Genomic DNA, 16,817 nt, shown 5'->3' on the forward strand with positions numbered 1-16,817 from the left:
CGAATGAGGCGGCAGTGATCGATGCGTGCGGCATCGTGACACGGATCGCGATAGCGTCACTGACGAAAGCGAACCAACAGCCGCTTCGGCCCGCGAGGCCCAACCGGCTCGTGTCACCTTGGAGGTGAGGGTGTCCCAGATCGCAGGCGAGCCCGCGTCGCAGGACTTCGTCGAGGTCCGGCTGCCGGCGGCGGGTGCCTATCTGTCGGTGCTGCGGACGGCCACCGCCGGGCTCGCGGCCCGCTTGGACTTCACCCTCGACGAGATCGAGGATCTGCGGATCGCCGTGGACGAGGCGTGCGCGATCCTGCTCCAGCAGGCCGTCCCCGGCTCCGTACTCAGTTGTGTCTTCCAGCTCGTCGGCGACTCGCTGCACGTCACCGTCTCGGCGCCGACGACCGATGGCCGTGCTCCCGAGCGCGACACCTTCGCGTGGACGGTGCTCTCGGCCCTGGCCGGTGAGGTGGGTTCAGCAGTGTCGGATGACCGTACGGTCAGCATCAGCCTGCACAAGAAGCGCGGTGCGGGGCCCGGAGCGTCGTGACCGAGCACGAGGCAAGTCAGATGTGGTCAGGCCGCCCGGGGGCGGTCTCCCGGGGCATTCCTGAGCAACAGCCCCGGCCGCACCCGGCCGACCCCAGCATGCAGCGACCCAAGCAGGCAGAGCGGGCGGACGCTATGGACCAGCAGCAGCACGAGCGGCGTGAGCGGGCCGCAGGCGGCGACTCGCGCCGATTCGATCCGCAGGAGCGCGGCGGTGCGCGTGCGCTCTTCGTCGAACTGCGCAAGCTGCCCGACGGCCCCGAGCGGTCCGAGCTGCGCAACCATCTGGTGCGTATGCATCTGCCCCTGGTCGAGCATCTGGCCCGCCGCTTCCGCAACCGCGGCGAGCCGCTGGACGACCTGACGCAGGTCGCGACGATCGGTCTGATCAAGTCGGTCGACCGTTTCGACCCCGAGCGCGGCGTCGAGTTCTCGACGTACGCGACACCCACGGTTGTCGGCGAGATCAAGCGCCACTTCCGCGACAAGGGCTGGGCCGTGCGCGTGCCCCGCCGTCTCCAGGAGCTGAGGCTCTCCCTCACCTCCGCGACCGCCGAGCTCTCCCAGCAGCACGGCCGGGCGCCGACCGTGCACGAGCTCGCCCAGCGGCTGTCGATCTCCGAGGAAGAGGTCCTGGAGGGCCTGGAATCGGCGAACGCCTACAGCACCCTGTCGCTGGACGTGCCCGACACCGACGACGAGTCCCCGGCCGTCGCCGACACCCTCGGCGCCGAGGACGACGCCCTGGAGGGCGTCGAATACCGGGAGTCCCTCAAGCCGCTGCTGGAGGAGCTGCCGCCGCGGGAGAAGAAGATCCTGCTGCTGCGGTTCTTCGGCAACATGACCCAGTCGCAGATCGCCCAGGAGGTCGGCATCTCCCAGATGCACGTCTCCAGGCTCCTCGCCAGGACCCTGGCCCAGCTACGGGACCGGCTGCTGGTCGAGGAGTGAGCCTCGCGCCGGAGCGGTCTTCGGAGTGATCTTCCCCCCTGCCCCCTGCGGGCAGGGGGCTCTCTCATCCCGGGCTCATTCCCGGCTCATCCCGGGCTCATCTCGGGCCGATGCCGAGGGCTTCGGTGGCCGTGGGGTTCACCAGGCACCCCAGAGCGGCGACGGCGGCCAGCGCCAGCACGACGGCGGCAGCCAGCAGCGCACCCCCGTTCTGCGCCATCTGCCAGGCCACCGGCAGCGCGATCAGCTGGACGATCATCGAGGGCCCCCGGCTCCAGCGACGCCGGAGCCAGAGTCCGCGCGCCGCGGCGAGCGGCAGCACGGACAGCGCGAGAACGGTCACCGCCAGGGTGGCGGCCTGCATCATGTCGTCCGGCCGACCGGTGACCAGCATCACGAGTGAGACGATCCCGAACGCGGCGACGACCAGCCCTTCGGCACCGGTCACCACGGCGGCGGCCACGATTCTGCGCGGCCCCTGCACCTTCGGCTGCGTCTCCATCGAATCTTCCGTATCCGTCTCGGTCCGGCTCCCACTCACGCCCGCAGCCTAGCTCTGGGCTGGGCCGTGTACCACGCGGTAGGTACGCTCACTCCATGCGCGCACTACTCGTGGTCAACCCGGCAGCCACCACCACCAGCGCACGGACCCGTGATGTGCTGGCGCATGCGCTCGCCAGCGACCTCAAGCTGGAGGTCGCGACCACCCGGTACCGGGGCCACGCCCGCGACCTCGCCCGGCAGGCGGCACAGGGCGGCACCGCCGAGCTGGTCATCGCGCTCGGCGGGGACGGCACGGTCAACGAGGTGGTCAACGGCCTGCTGCACGACGGCCCCGACCCGGAGCAGCTGCCGCGGCTGGCCGTGGTGCCGGGCGGCTCCACCAATGTCTTCGCGCGCGCGCTGGGGATGCCCAACGACGTCGTGGAGGCGACCGGACATCTGCTGGACGCGCTGGAGGCGCGCTCGGAGAGAACCATCGGTCTGGGCATCGCCGGCGGCGTACCGGGGACGGACGACGCCGAGATCCCCGGGCGCTGGTTCACGTTCACGGCGGGTCTGGGGTTCGACGCCGGGGTGATCGGCAGGGTCGAACAGCAGCGGGAGCGCGGCAAGCGCTCCACACATCCGCTCTATGTGCGCCAGGTCGTACGGCAGTTCCTGAACGAGCCGCACCGCCGTAAGGGCACGATCACGCTGGAGCGGGAGGGCGCCGAGCCCGCGACGGAGCTGGCGCTCTCGATCGTGTGCAACACGGCACCGTGGTCGTACCTGGGGAACAAGCCGCTCTACGCGGCGCCGGAGGCGTCCTTCGACACCGGCCTCGACGTGCTGGGACTGCGCAGACTGACGCCGCTGGCGGTGAGCCGTTACGGCACTCAACTGCTGACCTCCAGCCCGGAGCGGGGCCCCCGCGGCAAGCACGCGGTGACGCTGCACGACCTCACCCGGTTCACCTTGCATTCGCAGGTGCCGCTGCCGTTTCAGATGGACGGTGACCACCTGGGACTGCGTACGAGCGTGAGCTTCACAGGCGTACGGCGTGCACTGCGTGTGATTGTGTAAGTGGAAGGGGCCAAAGTCCTTCTACTCGAACGTTTAGGCCAGGATCCACCCCCTCGAATGAGGGCTGTGAGCTAGTCGACACCAAGGATTCAAAAAAAACTTTCCGGAAGGGGTTGTATCCGCCGCCGAGGTTTGCGAGTCTCTTCATGGCGATCGGGACGGCCCCGCCATCAGGGCCCCCTTGAGAGCCGGAATCCCTTCCTTTGACTCCAGTGGGACCCGCATCACATCTGTGAGGCCCCACTTCCCCCGTCGAGGGATTCGTGAAAGCGTTCACATTCACAAGCACCACACACGAGGAGAGGTAGCAGCCATGGACTGGCGTCACCACGCCGTTTGCCGCGAGGAAGACCCCGAGCTGTTCTTCCCCATCGGCAACACCGGTCCTGCGCTGCTGCAGATCGAGGAAGCCAAGGCCGTCTGCCGCCGCTGCCCCGTCATGGAGCAGTGCCTGCAGTGGGCTCTGGAGTCAGGTCAGGACTCCGGTGTCTGGGGTGGTCTCAGCGAGGACGAGCGCCGCGCGATGAAGCGCCGTGCCGCCCGCAACCGGGCGCGGAACAACGCCGCGACCGCCTGACGCCCAGCCCTGCACCAGCTGCACCCCGAGACGCAGCGCGCAGTGCACTCGGAGCGCCTAGCAGCACGCAGAGCGCCCGCACAACTTAAACGCAGAGCTTGAAAGTGCCGAGCCCCCGTCCTGGCCCAAGGACCGGGGGCTCGGCGCTTTTTGCTGTGCGGGCAACGCGAACGTCGGGGTTGCGGCGGAACAATTAACGTTTCTCCGTCGCCACCGGGAGGTCGAAGAGGACTCGGGTGCCGCCTGTGGGGCCGGGGAGCATGTCGAAGGTGCCGCCCAACTCGCCCTCCACCAGGGTGCGGACGATCTGGAGACCCAGATTGCCGCCGTTCTTGGCGTCGAAGCCGGCCGGCAGCCCGCGGCCGTTGTCCTGGACCGTGACCAGCAGCCGTGCCTCGTCATGGCCCGCGGCCGCCCCGCGGACGGCGTGCACCTCGACGGAGCCCTGCTGTCCGGGGCCGAAGCCGTGCTCGATGGCGTTCTGGAGGACTTCGGTGAGCACCATGGACAGCGGTGTGGCGACTTCGGCACCGAGGATGCCGAAGCGCCCCGTACGGCGTCCGGCGATCCGGCCGGGGGAGATCTCGGCCACCATCGCGAGCACCCGGTCGGCGATCTCGTCGAAGTCCACGCGCTCGTCCAGGTTCTGGGAGAGCGTCTCGTGCACGATGGCGATGGAACCGACCCGGCGCACCGCCTCGTTGAGCGCCTCTTTGCCACGGTCGGAGTCCATCCTGCGGGCCTGGAGGCGCAGCAGCGCGGCCACCGTCTGGAGGTTGTTCTTCACCCGGTGGTGGATTTCCCGGATGGTGGCGTCCTTGGTGATCAACTCGCGCTCGCGGCGGCGCACTTCTGTGATGTCACGCAGCAGGATGAGCGAACCGATGCGGGTGCCCTTGGGTTTGAGCGGGATGGCTCGCAGCTGCACGATGCAGTCGTTGGCCTCCACCTCCGCACCGCGCGGAGCCCAGCCGCTGGCGAGCTTGACCATCGCTTCGTCGACCGGGCCGCGGGAGGGGGCCAGTTCGGCGGTGGCCTCCCCCAGGTGCAGGCCGACCAGGTCGGTGGCCAGGCCCAGCCGGTGGTAGGCGGACAGCGCGTTCGGGCTGGCGTACTGCACATGCCCGTCGGCGTCCAGCCGGATCAGTCCGTCACCGACCCGCGGCACGTGGTCCATGTCCACCTCGTGCCCCGGGAAGGGGAAGCTGCCCGCCGCGATCATCTGGGCGAGGTCGGAGGCGCTCTGGAGATAGGTCAGCTCCAGCCTGCTGGGGGTGCGGACGGTCAGCAGGTTGGTGTTGCGCGCGATGACGCCCAGCACCCGGCCCTCGCGCCGGACGGGGATGGACTCGACCCGTACCGGCACCTCCTCGCGCCACTCCGGGTCGCCCTCCCGGACGATCCTGCCCTCGTCCAGCGCGGCGTCCAGCAGCGGCCGGCGGCCCCGGGGCACCAGGTGGCCGACCATGTCGTCCTGGTGCGAGGTCGGGCCGGTGTTCGGGCGCATCTGGGCGACCGAGACATAGCGGGTGCCGTCCAGCGTGGGCACCCACAGCACGAGATCGGCGAAGGAGAGGTCGGCGAGCAGCTGCCACTCGGACACCAGCAGGTGCAGCCACTCCAGCTCCACGTCGGAGAGAGCGGTGTGCTGGCGTACGAGGTCGTTCATGGAGGGCACGGGGCCGAGGGTACGACAGGGCGGGGGGCCGGCGGACGCCGGTCGGGGCGCGGTGGAGAATCGACGACCAGAACCGCGCGATCCGTAGACAGACGGCCGTGGTCTAGTCCAGAATCCTCCCGAAAGAACTTCTGCCCTCCCCGCACAGGAGGGCAGATCGAGGCCCGCGGCGCTCTCTGCCCTGACAGCGTCCGGGTCTTGTAGCTCCGGGCTGCGGTGCCGGGCGGGTTGAGGGTCCCGCACCGGCACCGCGGCCCGAAGTGCGTTCCGGGCCTTCCGCGGCCCCGGCCGCGGCTGTCAGGCGTGCTGGATGGCCTCGTCCGCGCTCACCGGGAAGCACGTCGTACGGTCGCCCAGCAGCAGGGCGCGGTAGGTGGCCGTGGCGGCCTCCTCCAGGTTCATCGCCCGCCGGAAGGCCATTCCCACGTCCTCCCCCAGGGCCGAGCAGCCGTGGTGGGCCAGCAGCACGCAGTTGTGCTCCTTGGCCTGCTCGGCGGCGGTGTCGGCCAGCTCGTCCGACCCGTTCGGGTAGAAGTCGGTACGGCCGATGGACCGTACGTACACCGCGTGGTCCAGCGTCAGCAGCCGGATCGGGTGGCCGAGCGCGTCGACCAGCACGGCGTGCTGCGGGTGCATATGGACGATCGCGTTGGCGTCGCCCCGAACCTGGTAGGTGCGCTGGTGCAGCTTCCACTCGCTGGAGGGCTTCTGATTGCCGCCGACGACCTGGCCCGCCAGGTTCATGACGGAGAAGTCCTCCGGCGTCAGCCGGTCCAGCCAGGTCCCCTGGCCCGTGACGACGAACTCCTCGGAGCCCGGTAGCCGGGCCGACAGATTGCCGCCGCTGGCCAGCACGAAGCCCTGTCGTACGGCGGTCGCCCCGACGTCGATGAGCTGCTCGATCAGGCCGTCGACGGTGGACGCCTGCTTCATGGCCGGCTGTGTCATCCGCCGTCCCTCCCTCAGCGGGTCTTGGTGACCTTGGCCAGCGAACGCGGCGCGTCCGGGTCCTGGCCGCGCGCCATGGTGACCTCGTAGGCGAGCATCTGCAGCGGCAGGATCTGCACGATGGGCTGCAGCTCCTCCGGCAGCCCGTCGGTGGGCAGCGCGAACCCGGCCGAGGCCCGGTCCACCTCCTCCTGGCGGCCGATGACCACCAGATCGGCGCCCCGGTCCCGGAGCCGCTCCAGCACCGGCTGCAGCGCCTCGCCGCCCTTGCCGTCGGCGACGACGGCGATCACCGGCGAGATGTTGTCCACCATGGCCAGCGGTCCGTGCAGCAGGTCGGCACCGGAGTAGGAGAGCGCGGGGATGTAGCTGGTCTCCATCAGCTTCAGCGCGGCTTCCTTCGCCGTCGGGTAGCCGTAGCCGCGCGAGGTGAGCACCATGCGCTCCGCGAACCGGTAGCGCGCCGCCAGCGCCTTGACCTCGCTCTTGCGGGCCAGCACCGCCTCGGCGAGCTCGGGCAGCGCCTTGGCGGCCTCGGCCCTGCTGCCCGAGCGCAGACCGTCCACGAACAGATACAGCGCCAGCAGCTCGGCGGTGTAGGTCTTGGTGGCGGGCAGCGCCTTTTCCGGGCCCGCCAGTACGTCGATGTGGAACTCGCTGACCTGCGCGAGCGGCGAGTCGGCGTTGTTGGTGACCGCGAGGGTGATCGCGCCCGCCTCGCGGGCCGCCTCGGTGGAGGCCACCAGGTCCGGGCTGCCACCGGACTGGCTGATGGTGATGACCAGACAGTCGGTGAGGTCCGGCTGCGCGCCGTACGCGGTCGTCGTCGACATGGAGGTCAGCCCGCACGGCTTGCCCAGCTGGATCTCCAGCAGGTACTTCGCGTACAGCGCGGCGTTGTCGGAGGTGCCGCGCGCCGTCAGCAGTACGAAGCGGGGGTTCTTCGCGGCGATCCGTTCGGCCACCTCGCGGATGGCCGGGGCGCCCTCGTCCAGGATGCGGCGCAGCACGGCTGGCTGCTCGGCCATCTCGCCGGCCATGACGGTGCCCGGCTCGGACGGGGCGTTCGAGGACATGCGGGTCCCTCCGGGGGTGCGCTGAATGGATGTGCGTCGCGGTTCGATCCTACGGCGTGGCCGAAACGGTGCGGTTTGCCCATGCCCGCTCTCACCCCCGGGCGATCACCTCGGCGGCGGCCCTTCCGCACACGCGGGCCGCGCCACGGGTGGCGACGTGCAGGGCGCCCTGCGGAGGGGCCTGGGGGACCCCCATCTCGACCACCACCGTCTGAGGCCGGGCGGCGACGAGTTGCTCCACCGCGTCGGCCATCCACGGGTGCCGGTGCAGATCGCGGACGACCACGACGACGGGCCGCTCCCCCGCATCGGCGAGCACCGCTGCGCCCACATCCCCGTCCGTGCTCCCGTACGTACCGGTCCTGGTGCCCGGAACCATGCGTTCCAGTTCGGCCGCCGGCCCCCAGGGGGTCTCATCGCCGACGGCGATGTTGGCGACGGTGGTGAGCGCCGCGACGAACAGCGGCCCGGCGGGGCGGCGGTAGTTCTCCAGCCCGGTCACGACCAGCGCGCGCCGCGCGGCCTCCAGTCCGATGCCCGCACCGGTGGCGGCCGGGTCCGCGCGGAGGGCAGGGTCGGCCAGACTCCCCGTGGCCGACCGCCGCGCCTCCTGCGCCCACGCGGCGAGACCGCGTACGCGTGCTGCGGCGTCGGCGAGCCGCTCCTCCGTCAGCTCGCCGTCGCGTACGGCCCTCACCAGCGCGTCGCGCAGCCGCAGCACGGTGTCCTCGCCGGACAGCCCGCCGCCCACGCAGATCGCGTCGGCCCCGGCGGCGAGCGCGAGGACGCTGCCGCGTTCGAGGCCGTAGGTGGCGGAGATGGCCCGCATCTCCATGCCGTCGGTGACGATGAGCCCCTGGTGGCCCAGGCCGCCCTCGCTGCGCGGGGCCCGCAGCAGGCCGGTCAGCGCCGCCGGGCTGAGGGTGCCGGGGTGTGCGTCGTCGAGGGCCGGCAGCAGGATGTGGGCGCTCATCACGCACTTGCTGCCCGCGTCGACGGCCGCGGCGAAGGGTACGAGCTCGCGGGCCCTGAGGGTTTCCAGGTCCGCGTCGATGCGGGGCATGGCGTGGTGCGAGTCGACAGCGGTGTCGCCGTGCCCCGGGAAGTGCTTGACGCAGGCGGCGACGCCCGCTGCTTGGAGGCCCTCGACGTAGGCGACGGTGTGCCGGGCGACCAGCTCGGGATCGCCGCCGAAGGACCGTACGCCGATGACGGGGTTGTCCGGGTTGGAGTTGACGTCGGCGGAGGGCGCCCAGTTGAGGTTCACTCCGGCCGCGGCGAGCCTGCTGCCGAGTTCGTGCGCCACGGCCCGGGTGAGGTCGGGGTCGTCGATATGGCCGAGGGCGAGGTTGCCGGGGTAGGAGGAGCCGGTCCTGGCCTCCAGCCGGGTGACGTCGCCGCCCTCCTCGTCGATGGCGACCAGCAGCTCCGCGCGCACGTCGCGCAGCTGCTCGGTGAGCAGGGCGAGTTGCTCGGGAGAGTCGATATTGCGCCCGAACAGACCGACCGACGCGAGCCCTTCGTCCAGCTGCCGCAGCAGCCAGGTGGGTGCCGAGGTCCCGGTGAAGCCGGGCTGGAGGACGGCGAGGGCGTCGCGGGTGAGGGTGTCGGACGCTCGTACGGAAGTGGTCATGCGGAGCGGTGTCCCTTCACTTCACTGGTGAGCCATGGGGGTTGCGGCGGCGGTGCTGCACAGCTTTCCCTTCGGTTCCGTCGGCCATCGGCTACCCCTTCACCGCGCCGGAGGTGAGGCCGGCGACTGCCCTGCGCTGGAGGTAGAGGAAGAGCAGCAGGATCGGGACGGCGAACAGGGAGGCTGCTGCCATCGTGGCACCCCAGTCGTCGCCGAAGGCGGTCTGGAACTGCGACAGCCACAGCGGCAGTGTCTGGGCCTCGGCGTCCTTGTTGAGGATGAGGACCATGGGGAACTCGTTCCACGCCGTGATGAAGCCGAACAGCGAGGTCGCCATCAGACCGGGGGCCAGCAGCGGGAAGATGACCCGGCGGAACGCCTGGAGCCGGGTGCAGCCGTCCACCATGGCCGACTCCTCCAGGTCCTTGGGCACGGCCGCGACGTATCCGCGCAGGGTGATGACCGTCAGCGGCAGCACCATAACGGTGTAGAAGAGCGTCAGCGGCACCAGGCTGTTCAGCATGTCGGCATCCCGCACGATCATGTAGATCGCGATGACCATGACCTCCCAGGGCGCCATCTGGGCGATCATGAAGGTGAGGACGATCCCCTTGCGCCCCTTGAACCGCATCCGGGCCAGGGCGAACGAGGCGAAGAGCGCCACCAGGAGCGAGATTCCGACGGCCAGCACCGTGACGGTGACGGAATTGCGCACCAGTGTCCAGAAGTGCTCGGCGTTGACCGCCGTGTGGAAGTGATCGAGGGTCGGCGAGGTGGGGAACCAGACCGGGTCCTCGCTGATGATCTGCCCGTTCGGCTTGAATGCCGTGTTGAACATCCAGTACACGGGAAAGGCGAACGCCACGAACAGCACCAGCGCGGTGGCGTTCGGCCATATCCGGCCCAGCAGTGACCGTCGCATCAGACCTTGGCCCCCTTGCTCTCTTGCGAACCTTCGGCGTCGTCGGCGTCCTCCTGCCGCAGCACCAGGCGCAGGTAGTACGACATCAGGGCCAGCAGGATCAGGATGGTGAGGACGGAGATCGCCGCGCCGGTGCCGTAGTGCTGGTTGCCGACGCCCTCGACGAACGCGTAGACGGGCAGCGTCTCGGTCAGCCGGTCGGGGCCGCCCTCGTTGATGGCGAAGACATGCGGAAACGCCTTGAAGATCCAGATGACTTCGAGGAACGTCGCGACCATCAGGAACGGTCTGAGGAACGGGAAGGTGACGCTCGTGAAGCTCTGCCACGCCCCCGCGCCGTCCAGCGCCGCCGCCTCGTACAGCTCCTTGGCGATCGTGGTCGTCGCGGCGTAGAGGTTGATCGCGACGAACGGGACGGAGGTCCACACGATCAGCAGCGAGATGACGAAGAAGGTGGACAGCTGGCTTCCCGTCCAGTTGTAGTCCGCCATCGAGTCGAAGCCGAGCTTTGCCAGCACCCAGTTGACGACGCCGAACCGCTGGGCGAACAGCCACTGGTAGACGGTGGTCGCGGCGATGACCGGCATCGCCCAGGCGAGCACCAGTCCGACCGACAACAGCAGCCGCATCCTGGGCCCCAGCCGTGCCAGCAGCAGTCCGACGAGGGTGCCGACGACGATGATCACGACGACGTTGACCGCCGTGAAGATCACCGACCGCAGGGTGACCCGCCAGAACGTCTCGCTGCCCAGCGTGTCGGTGTAGTTGGTGGCCCCGTTCCACTCGGTGAGGTGCTGGATCAGCTGCGTCATATTGAGGTTCTGGAACGACAACATGCCGTTGGTGACCAGCGGATACCCGAGGAAGACGGCGGTCAGCGCGAGGGCGGGCAACAGCAGGAGATAGGGCAGCGTGCCCTTCCTGGCGACCCGCGCCTGCCGCGGCGGCGGCCCGGAAGCCCCGGTCGCCTTGACGGGCACCTTGGCGCGCGACGGCGCTTCCTGCGTTCTCACAGACATTGGAGCTCCATGGGTTGTGGGCACTCGGTCCGCCCGAGGGGCGGAACGGGTGGGCACAACCCCGCCCGCATCCGCCCACTCGCAGAACCCCCACCGGCAGAAGGCGCCCTCACTGCTTCTGGGACAGCCGCTTGTTCATCTCGGGCTCAACACCCTTGGCCGCCGCCTCATGCGACTTTCCGTTCAGCACCGACGTCATATACGTCTTGATCGGGTTGGGCGGGTTCTCCACGGCCCCCCACTCGGGGATGAGCGGCGTGAGCCCACCGCCCTCGACGGCCGGCGCGGCCGCCTCCGCGGCGGGGTTGCCCTTCAGGTTGTTCTGCAGCGCCGACTTGTTCGGGATGACCCCGGTCTCCTTGGAGAGCGCGCCCTCGTACTTGTCGGACAGCGCGATCTTCAGGAACTCCTTGGCAAGTTCCTGCTTCTCGCTGCCCGCGGCGATCGCGAGGTTGGAGCCGCCGAGGAAGACCCCCTCGGGCTTGCCGGCGGTCTCACCCGGAATGGTGAAGTAGTCGATGTCCTTCTTGAGCTTCTTGTTGGCTTCGATCGCGGTCGCCGCCTCCCAGCTCAGCCCGATGAACGCACCGGTCCTGCCCTTGGCGAAGACCTCGGCCTGCTGCGGGGTGGCCTCGTCCTTGTTCTTGGGGGCCTTGGAGTAGGAGGCGTACTTCTTGTAGATCTCCATGGCCTTGCCGACCTTGGGGTCGGAGAGGTTGGAGACCCACTTGCCGCCCTTCTTCTTCACCAGGTCGGCGTCCTGACCGATGAGCAGGCCGTCCAGGAAGTACCAGTTCTGGCCGGGCATGTAGAGCGGCTCGGCGTCGGTCTTCTTGTCGATCTTCTGGAGCGCGTCGAAGAATTCCTCACGGGTCTTGGGCGTGCCCTTGATGCCTGCTTCGGCCCAGATCTTCTTGTTGTAGATCACCGTGCGGTTGACGGCGAACCACGGCGCTGCGTGCTGCTTGCCGTCGTAGACCGCGGACTTGTTGAGGGAGGGCGTCCAGTCCTTGCCCAGCCCCTTCTTCAGGTCGCTGAGATCGGCCAGTCCACCGGTGCGGGCGTAGGCGGGGGTCTGGGTGTTGCCGACCTCGATCACGTCCGGCGGGTCGGACTCGGAGAGGGCGGTGGTGATCTTCTGCTGGATGCCGTTCCACTGCTGGACTTCGAGCTTGAGCTTGGCCCCGGTCTTCTTCTCGAAGGCCGCCTTGACGTCCTTGGTCCACTTCTTGGGCGTGGAGCCGTCCATCGCCCAGAGGGTCAGGGTCTGGCCCTTGAAGCTGTCGGGCCCGTCCTTGTTGTCGCCGTCGGACCCACAGGCCGCGACGTTCACCACCAGCACCGCGACACCTGCCGCGGCTATGAGCCCTCTTTGTCTGCGTACCACAGCATTCTCCCCTGCACACTGGAACGCTCGTCCGCCCAGCAAACCCGGGGTGGATTCCCGGAGTTTCCCGACGTATCCCGGATTTGGTTTAGACCAATAAGATCCATGCGCAGCTTGGCCTAGACCTTTAGGGGTGTCAACGGTGTATAAAGCTCGCTGTCGGTTCCGTTATCGGAACGACATCTGAGCTGGGACGCCCGCCCACGCCGGGGCCGTGCCACGATGTGAGCCGCTACATACACGGAGGAAGCCGGTGACGGCAGCACGACATGGGTTGGGAAGGCGGGCCATGAGCACGGACGGGGGCGGCGCGGTCGCGCCGGCCGCGGCGGACACCGAAGCCGCCGGCGGCAACGGATCGGCGGCCCGCACCGCACGCGTGCCCAAGTACTACCGGCTGAAGCGGCACTTGCTGGAGATGACCGAGACCCTGCCGCCCGGCACCCCCGTACCGCCCGAGCGGACGCTGGCCAGCGAGTTCGACACCTCGCGCACCACCGTGCGGCAGGCCCTCCAGGAACTCGTCGTCGAGGGACGGCTGGAGCGCATCCAGGGCAAGGGCACCTTCGTCGCCAAGCCCAAGGTCTCCCAGGCGCTGCAACTGACCTCCTACACGGAGGACATGCGGGCACAGGGCCTCGAACCCACCTCCCAGCTGCTGGACATCGGCTACGTCACCGCCGACGACCGGCTCGCCGCACTGCTGGACATCCCCACCGGCGGACGCGTCCTGCGCATCGAACGGCTGCGGCTGGCCAGCGGTGAGCCGATGGCGATCGAGACCACCCACCTGTCCCAAAAACGGTTCCCCGCGCTGCGCCGCAGCCTGGTCAAATACGCCTCCCTCTACACCGCGCTCGCCGAGGTGTACGACATCCATCTCGCCGAGGCCGAAGAGACGATCGAGACCTCGCTGGCCACCCCGCGCGAGGCCGGGCTGCTCGGCACCGATGTCGGACTGCCGATGCTGATGCTCTCCCGGCACTCCCGTGACACCGCCGGGGAGCCGGTGGAGTGGGTGCGCTCGGTCTACCGCGGCGACCGCTACAAATTCGTGGCCACCCTCCAGCGCCCGGCGGACTGACGGCGCCGGCTGCCCCGGAGGGCGCCCGCCGCGGCAGCCGGCCGAGGGTGGAGCCGCAGATCACGGTTTGCCCACGCCCGTCTCTCGGATCGGGGTTCATCGGTCCTCGGGTATGGCGCTGATCAGGCGGTTGTTCTACCGTCGGCCTGCCGTCGTGGTATTGCCCGCCGCCCGGAACGGTCGGCGGGTGAGGTCGAGGAGGAACGCGTGCGCAGCACTGCACAGCCGGCAAGAAAGCTCAGCCCACGGTCCATAGCCGTCTGGACCGCTGTCGCGCTGATCGGCGCCGCGGGCTGGACCATGCTGGCGCTCGCCCGCGGCGAGGAGATCTCGGCCGCCTGGATGGTGGCGGCCGCCCTCGGCTCGTACGCCATCGGCTACCGCTTCTACTCGCGCTTCATCGCCACGCGGGTGCTCCGCGTCGACAAGACGCGGGCCACACCTGCCGAGCGGCTCAACAACGGCATCGACTTCCACCCCACCGACCGGCGCGTACTGCTCGGCCACCACTTCGCGGCCATCGCGGGTGCCGGACCGCTGGTCGGCCCGGTGCTGGCGGCCCAGATGGGGTATCTGCCGGGCACCATCTGGATCATCGTCGGCGTGATCTTCGCGGGCGCCGTGCAGGACATGGTGACGCTGTTCTTCTCCATGCGGCGGGACGGCAAATCGCTGGGGCAGATGGCGCGTGAGGAGATCGGCCCGATCGGCGGGGCCGCCGCGCTGCTCGCGGTACTCGCCATCATGATCATCCTGCTCGCCGTGCTGGCGCTCGTCGTCGTCAACGCGCTGGCCGAGTCGCCCTGGGGCACCTTCTCGATCGGCATGACGATCCCGATCGCCCTGTTCATGGGCTTCTACCTGCGGGTGCTGCGGCCCGGGCGGGTCACCGAGGTCTCCCTCATCGGCATCGCGCTGCTGCTGTTCGCGCTGGTCGCCGGGCGGTGGGTCGCCGAGTCGTCCTGGGCCGACACCTTCACCCTGGAGCCCAGCACGCTGGTCATCTGGATCCTGGTCTACAGCTTCGTGGCCTCCATCCTCCCGGTGTGGATGCTGCTGGCGCCCCGCGACTACCTGTCGACGTTCATGAAGATCGGCACCATCGGGCTGCTGGCCGTCGGTGTCGTGGTGACGCTGCCGACGATGAAGATGGACGGCATCACCGACTTCGCGGGCGGCGGCGACGGGCCGGTCTTCGCGGGCTCACTCTTCCCGTTCGTCTTCATCACCATCGCCTGCGGCGCCCTGTCCGGCTTCCACGCGCTGATCTCCTCGGGCACCACGCCGAAGATGATCCAGAAGGAGACCCAGATCCGGATGATCGGCTACGGCTCCATGCTGATGGAGTCGTTCGTCGCCATCATGGCGATGGTCGCGGCCAGCATCATCGACCCGGGGCTCTTCTTCGCGATGAACGCACCCGCCGGGGTCATCGGCGACAACGTGCAGGCCGCCTCGGAGGCCGTACGGCACTTCGGCTACAGCATCTCCCCGGATCAGCTGGCGGCAGCTGCCAAGGCCGTCGAGGAGCAGTCGCTGCTCTCCCGTACGGGCGGCGCGCCCACCCTGGCCATCGGCGTCTCCAACATCTTCTCGGAGGTCATCGGCGGCGCCGGGATGAAGGCGTTCTGGTACCACTTCGCCATCATGTTCGAGGCGCTGTTCATCCTGACGGCACTGGACGCCGGTACCCGCGTGGGCCGCTTCATGCTCCAGGACATGCTCGGCAACGTCTACAAGCCCTTCCGCCGGGTGAGCTGGTGGCCCGGACTGCTGTTCTCCAGCGCCGCCATCGTCGCGTTGTGGGGCTACTTCCTGTGGGTCGGCGTCCACGAGCCGCTGGGCGGGATCAACCAGCTCTTCCCGCTCTTCGGCATCGCCAACCAGCTGCTGGCCGCCGTCGCCCTCGCCGTCTGTACGACACTGCTGGTCAAGTCCGGGCGGCTGAAGTGGGCCTGGGTCACGGCCGTACCGCTGGTCTGGGACGCGGTGGTCACGCTGACGGCGAGCTGGCAGAAGGTCTTCTCCAGCGACCCCAGGGTCGGCTTCTTCCAGCAGCGCGCCAATTACCAGGACGCCATCGACCAGGGCAAGGTCATCGCCCCCGCCAAGAGCATGGACGACATGCACACCATCGTCACCAACTCGACGGTGGACGGCGTCCTTTCGGCGCTCTTCGCCATCCTCGTCATCGTCGTCCTCGCGGACGCCGCCCGCACCTGCGTACGCGCCGTACGCAACCCCGAGGGCACCCGCATGCACGAGGCGCCCTACGAGAAGTCGAAGCTGGTCGAGCCCGCCGGGCTGATCGCCACGAAGGAGGAGAAGGCCGAGAAGGCCGAGCACGAGGCCGCACTTGTCGCCGCCGGGCAGCAGAGCAGCGAAGCGGGAGGCGAATCGCGGTGAGTTCGGTGAGTACGGCGAAACCGGCCAACCCGGTGGTACGGGCCGGGCGCTGGCTGCGCTGGTACGTGCGCGAGTTCACCGACGAGAGCGCGTACGAGCGGTACGTGGCGCACGTACGGCAGCACCAGGGCCCGGACGCGGAGATCCCCAGCCGGCGGGAGTTCGAACGCCGCCGCACGGACGCCCGTGAGAGCGACCCCCGCGAAGGCTTCCGCTGCTGCTGAGTGCGCTGCCCGTGCCTTGCCGCCGCGAGCCTTGTCAGTGGCCAGGCGCATCATGACGGTTATGGACATCACCGTGAGAACCGCCAGGCCCGACGAGTTCGCGGAGGCCGGCGAATTGGTGGCCCGCGCGTATCTTGACGGCGGGCTGCTGGAGTTCGGCGACTCCGATCCGTATCTGAAGACCCTCCGCGACGCGGCAGGCCGCGCGGCTCACGCGGAGCTGCTCGTCGCCGAGGACCACCAGGGCGTACTGCTGGGCACCGTCACCTTCGTCGGCGAGGGAGGCCCCTACGCCGAGCTGGCGCGCGAGGGGGAGGGCGAGTTCCGGATGCTCGGCGTACGGGAGTCGGCACGGGGGCGCGGGGTCGGCGAGGCGCTGGTGAGGGCGTGCATGACGAGGGCACAGGCCCTTGGTCTGACGGGGCTGGTGCTGTCCACCCTGCATTCCATGCAGCCGGCCCACCGGCTCTACGAGCGGCTCGGGTTCGTCCGCACACCCGACCGCGACTGGAGCCCGTTGGAGGGCTTGGTGCTGTGGGCGTACGCCCTGCGGCTGTAGCCGTGCCGCGGCTCCACCCAACTGAGGGGACGACACAAGATGTGGGGGTTCCAATTCCGCGGGGCACAACATGTATGCTCGCACACGGCCGTCGCCCCCAACGCAGGGGAATCCGGTGGGAGTCCGGAACTGTCCCGCAACGGTGAGGGGGCATGCGTAAGCGTGCCCGCGAGTCCGAGTACCTGCCGGCGGCGGCATCGACGAACGTCCGGGTCTCGTGGGTTGGACCGGCGGGCGGAGTGCG

The 16,817-nt window shown here is 69.3% G+C and carries 16 protein-coding genes and 1 riboswitch; of the genes, 8 read left to right on the forward strand and 8 right to left on the reverse strand.

What is annotated here, in order from left to right; translation table 11 throughout:
- Nucleotides 1-130 precede the first annotated feature (130 nt).
- Together ACTWQF_RS02150 and ACTWQF_RS02155 are read left to right on the forward strand one after the other, a co-directional pair.
- Entirely contained in the window at nt 131-544 is a 414-nt protein-coding gene (locus ACTWQF_RS02150) for an anti-sigma regulatory factor (protein WP_019354516.1), read from the forward strand.
- Nucleotides 545-564: 20 nt separating this feature from the next.
- Nucleotides 565-1,494 carry an RNA polymerase sigma factor SigF gene (locus ACTWQF_RS02155; RefSeq protein ID WP_443277535.1) on the forward strand — a complete coding sequence of 310 codons (930 nt, stop codon included), beginning with the start codon at nt 565-567 and terminating at the stop codon, nt 1,492-1,494.
- Nucleotides 1,495-1,591: 97 nt separating this feature from the next.
- Here the strand turns inward: ACTWQF_RS02155 and ACTWQF_RS02160 are convergent, their stop codons facing one another.
- Entirely contained in the window at nt 1,592-2,035 is a 444-nt protein-coding gene (locus ACTWQF_RS02160) for a hypothetical protein (RefSeq protein ID WP_443276491.1), read from the reverse strand.
- 56 nt (nt 2,036-2,091) lie between these two features.
- Here ACTWQF_RS02160 and ACTWQF_RS02165 point away from each other — a divergent pair, with 56 nt between their 5' ends.
- Together ACTWQF_RS02165 and ACTWQF_RS02170 are read left to right on the forward strand one after the other, a co-directional pair.
- Nucleotides 2,092-3,060 carry a diacylglycerol/lipid kinase family protein gene (locus ACTWQF_RS02165; protein WP_443276493.1) on the forward strand — a complete coding sequence of 323 codons (969 nt, stop codon included), beginning with the start codon at nt 2,092-2,094 and terminating at the stop codon, nt 3,058-3,060.
- 313 nt (nt 3,061-3,373) lie between these two features.
- On the forward strand, nt 3,374-3,637 hold the full coding sequence (locus ACTWQF_RS02170; RefSeq protein ID WP_016469673.1) for a WhiB family transcriptional regulator: 264 nt from the start codon (nt 3,374-3,376) through the stop codon (nt 3,635-3,637).
- Between the two features lie 193 nt (nt 3,638-3,830).
- Here the strand turns inward: ACTWQF_RS02170 and ACTWQF_RS02175 are convergent, their stop codons facing one another.
- The 7 genes from ACTWQF_RS02175 to ACTWQF_RS02205 form a co-directional block, all read right to left on the reverse strand.
- Nucleotides 3,831-5,306 carry a histidine kinase N-terminal domain-containing protein gene (locus ACTWQF_RS02175; RefSeq protein WP_443277537.1) on the reverse strand — a complete coding sequence of 492 codons (1,476 nt, stop codon included), beginning with the start codon at nt 5,304-5,306 and terminating at the stop codon, nt 3,831-3,833.
- Between the two features lie 306 nt (nt 5,307-5,612).
- Nucleotides 5,613-6,263 carry a class II aldolase/adducin family protein gene (locus ACTWQF_RS02180; protein ID WP_443276495.1) on the reverse strand — a complete coding sequence of 217 codons (651 nt, stop codon included), beginning with the start codon at nt 6,261-6,263 and terminating at the stop codon, nt 5,613-5,615.
- 14 nt (nt 6,264-6,277) lie between these two features.
- Nucleotides 6,278-7,339: an SIS domain-containing protein gene (locus ACTWQF_RS02185; RefSeq protein WP_443276497.1), complete on the reverse strand. Its 1,062-nt coding sequence runs from the start codon at nt 7,337-7,339 to the stop codon at nt 6,278-6,280.
- Nucleotides 7,340-7,430: 91 nt separating this feature from the next.
- On the reverse strand, nt 7,431-8,972 hold the full coding sequence (locus tag ACTWQF_RS02190; RefSeq protein ID WP_443276498.1) for a glycoside hydrolase family 3 protein: 1,542 nt from the start codon (nt 8,970-8,972) through the stop codon (nt 7,431-7,433).
- Between the two features lie 91 nt (nt 8,973-9,063).
- Nucleotides 9,064-9,894 carry a carbohydrate ABC transporter permease gene (locus tag ACTWQF_RS02195; protein ID WP_443276499.1) on the reverse strand — a complete coding sequence of 277 codons (831 nt, stop codon included), beginning with the start codon at nt 9,892-9,894 and terminating at the stop codon, nt 9,064-9,066.
- Nucleotides 9,894-10,913: a carbohydrate ABC transporter permease gene (locus ACTWQF_RS02200; RefSeq protein WP_443276501.1), complete on the reverse strand. Its 1,020-nt coding sequence runs from the start codon at nt 10,911-10,913 to the stop codon at nt 9,894-9,896. The genes ACTWQF_RS02195 and ACTWQF_RS02200 overlap by 1 nt, the downstream gene beginning before the upstream one ends.
- Before the next feature lie 109 nt (nt 10,914-11,022).
- Nucleotides 11,023-12,300, reverse strand: coding sequence for an extracellular solute-binding protein (locus ACTWQF_RS02205; RefSeq protein WP_443276503.1), 1,278 nt, complete (start codon nt 12,298-12,300; stop codon nt 11,023-11,025).
- 289 nt (nt 12,301-12,589) lie between these two features.
- Between ACTWQF_RS02205 and ACTWQF_RS02210 the strand changes: the two genes are divergently transcribed.
- The 4 genes from ACTWQF_RS02210 to ACTWQF_RS02225 all read left to right on the forward strand — a co-directional run bounded on the left by ACTWQF_RS02210 (nt 12,590) and on the right by ACTWQF_RS02225 (nt 16,573).
- On the forward strand, nt 12,590-13,384 hold the full coding sequence (locus ACTWQF_RS02210) for a GntR family transcriptional regulator (RefSeq protein WP_443276505.1): 795 nt from the start codon (nt 12,590-12,592) through the stop codon (nt 13,382-13,384).
- A gap of 207 nt (nt 13,385-13,591) precedes the next feature.
- Nucleotides 13,592-15,790, forward strand: coding sequence for a carbon starvation CstA family protein (locus ACTWQF_RS02215; RefSeq protein WP_443276506.1), 2,199 nt, complete (start codon nt 13,592-13,594; stop codon nt 15,788-15,790).
- 5 nt (nt 15,791-15,795) lie between these two features.
- Nucleotides 15,796-16,014, forward strand: coding sequence for a YbdD/YjiX family protein (locus ACTWQF_RS02220; protein ID WP_443276508.1), 219 nt, complete (start codon nt 15,796-15,798; stop codon nt 16,012-16,014).
- A gap of 61 nt (nt 16,015-16,075) precedes the next feature.
- Nucleotides 16,076-16,573, forward strand: a complete 498-nt coding sequence (locus ACTWQF_RS02225) for a GNAT family N-acetyltransferase (protein ID WP_443276509.1) — start codon at nt 16,076-16,078, stop codon at nt 16,571-16,573.
- A 67-nt stretch (nt 16,574-16,640) separates the two neighbouring features.
- Nucleotides 16,641-16,777: riboswitch (cobalamin riboswitch) on the forward strand.
- Nucleotides 16,778-16,817 lie beyond the last annotated feature (40 nt).

Source organism: Streptomyces sp. 8N114, from assembly GCF_052245835.1.
GTDB lineage: Bacteria > Actinomycetota > Actinomycetes > Streptomycetales > Streptomycetaceae > Streptomyces.

Coding starts and splice junctions, on each gene's coding strand:
- ACTWQF_RS02155 (WP_443277535.1), top strand. CDS start 565: ATGTGGTCAGGCCGCCCGGGGGCGGTCTCCCGGGGCATTCCTGAGCAA.
- ACTWQF_RS02165 (WP_443276493.1), top strand. CDS start 2,092: ATGCGCGCACTACTCGTGGTCAACCCGGCAGCCACCACCACCAGCGCA.
- ACTWQF_RS02170 (WP_016469673.1), top strand. CDS start 3,374: ATGGACTGGCGTCACCACGCCGTTTGCCGCGAGGAAGACCCCGAGCTG.
- ACTWQF_RS02175 (WP_443277537.1), bottom strand. CDS start 5,306: ATGAACGACCTCGTACGCCAGCACACCGCTCTCTCCGACGTGGAGCTG.
- ACTWQF_RS02180 (WP_443276495.1), bottom strand. CDS start 6,263: ATGACACAGCCGGCCATGAAGCAGGCGTCCACCGTCGACGGCCTGATC.
- ACTWQF_RS02185 (WP_443276497.1), bottom strand. CDS start 7,339: ATGTCCTCGAACGCCCCGTCCGAGCCGGGCACCGTCATGGCCGGCGAG.
- ACTWQF_RS02190 (WP_443276498.1), bottom strand. CDS start 8,972: ATGACCACTTCCGTACGAGCGTCCGACACCCTCACCCGCGACGCCCTC.
- ACTWQF_RS02195 (WP_443276499.1), bottom strand. CDS start 9,894: ATGCGACGGTCACTGCTGGGCCGGATATGGCCGAACGCCACCGCGCTG.
- ACTWQF_RS02200 (WP_443276501.1), bottom strand. CDS start 10,913: ATGTCTGTGAGAACGCAGGAAGCGCCGTCGCGCGCCAAGGTGCCCGTC.
- ACTWQF_RS02210 (WP_443276505.1), top strand. CDS start 12,590: ATGAGCACGGACGGGGGCGGCGCGGTCGCGCCGGCCGCGGCGGACACC.
- ACTWQF_RS02225 (WP_443276509.1), top strand. CDS start 16,076: ATGGACATCACCGTGAGAACCGCCAGGCCCGACGAGTTCGCGGAGGCC.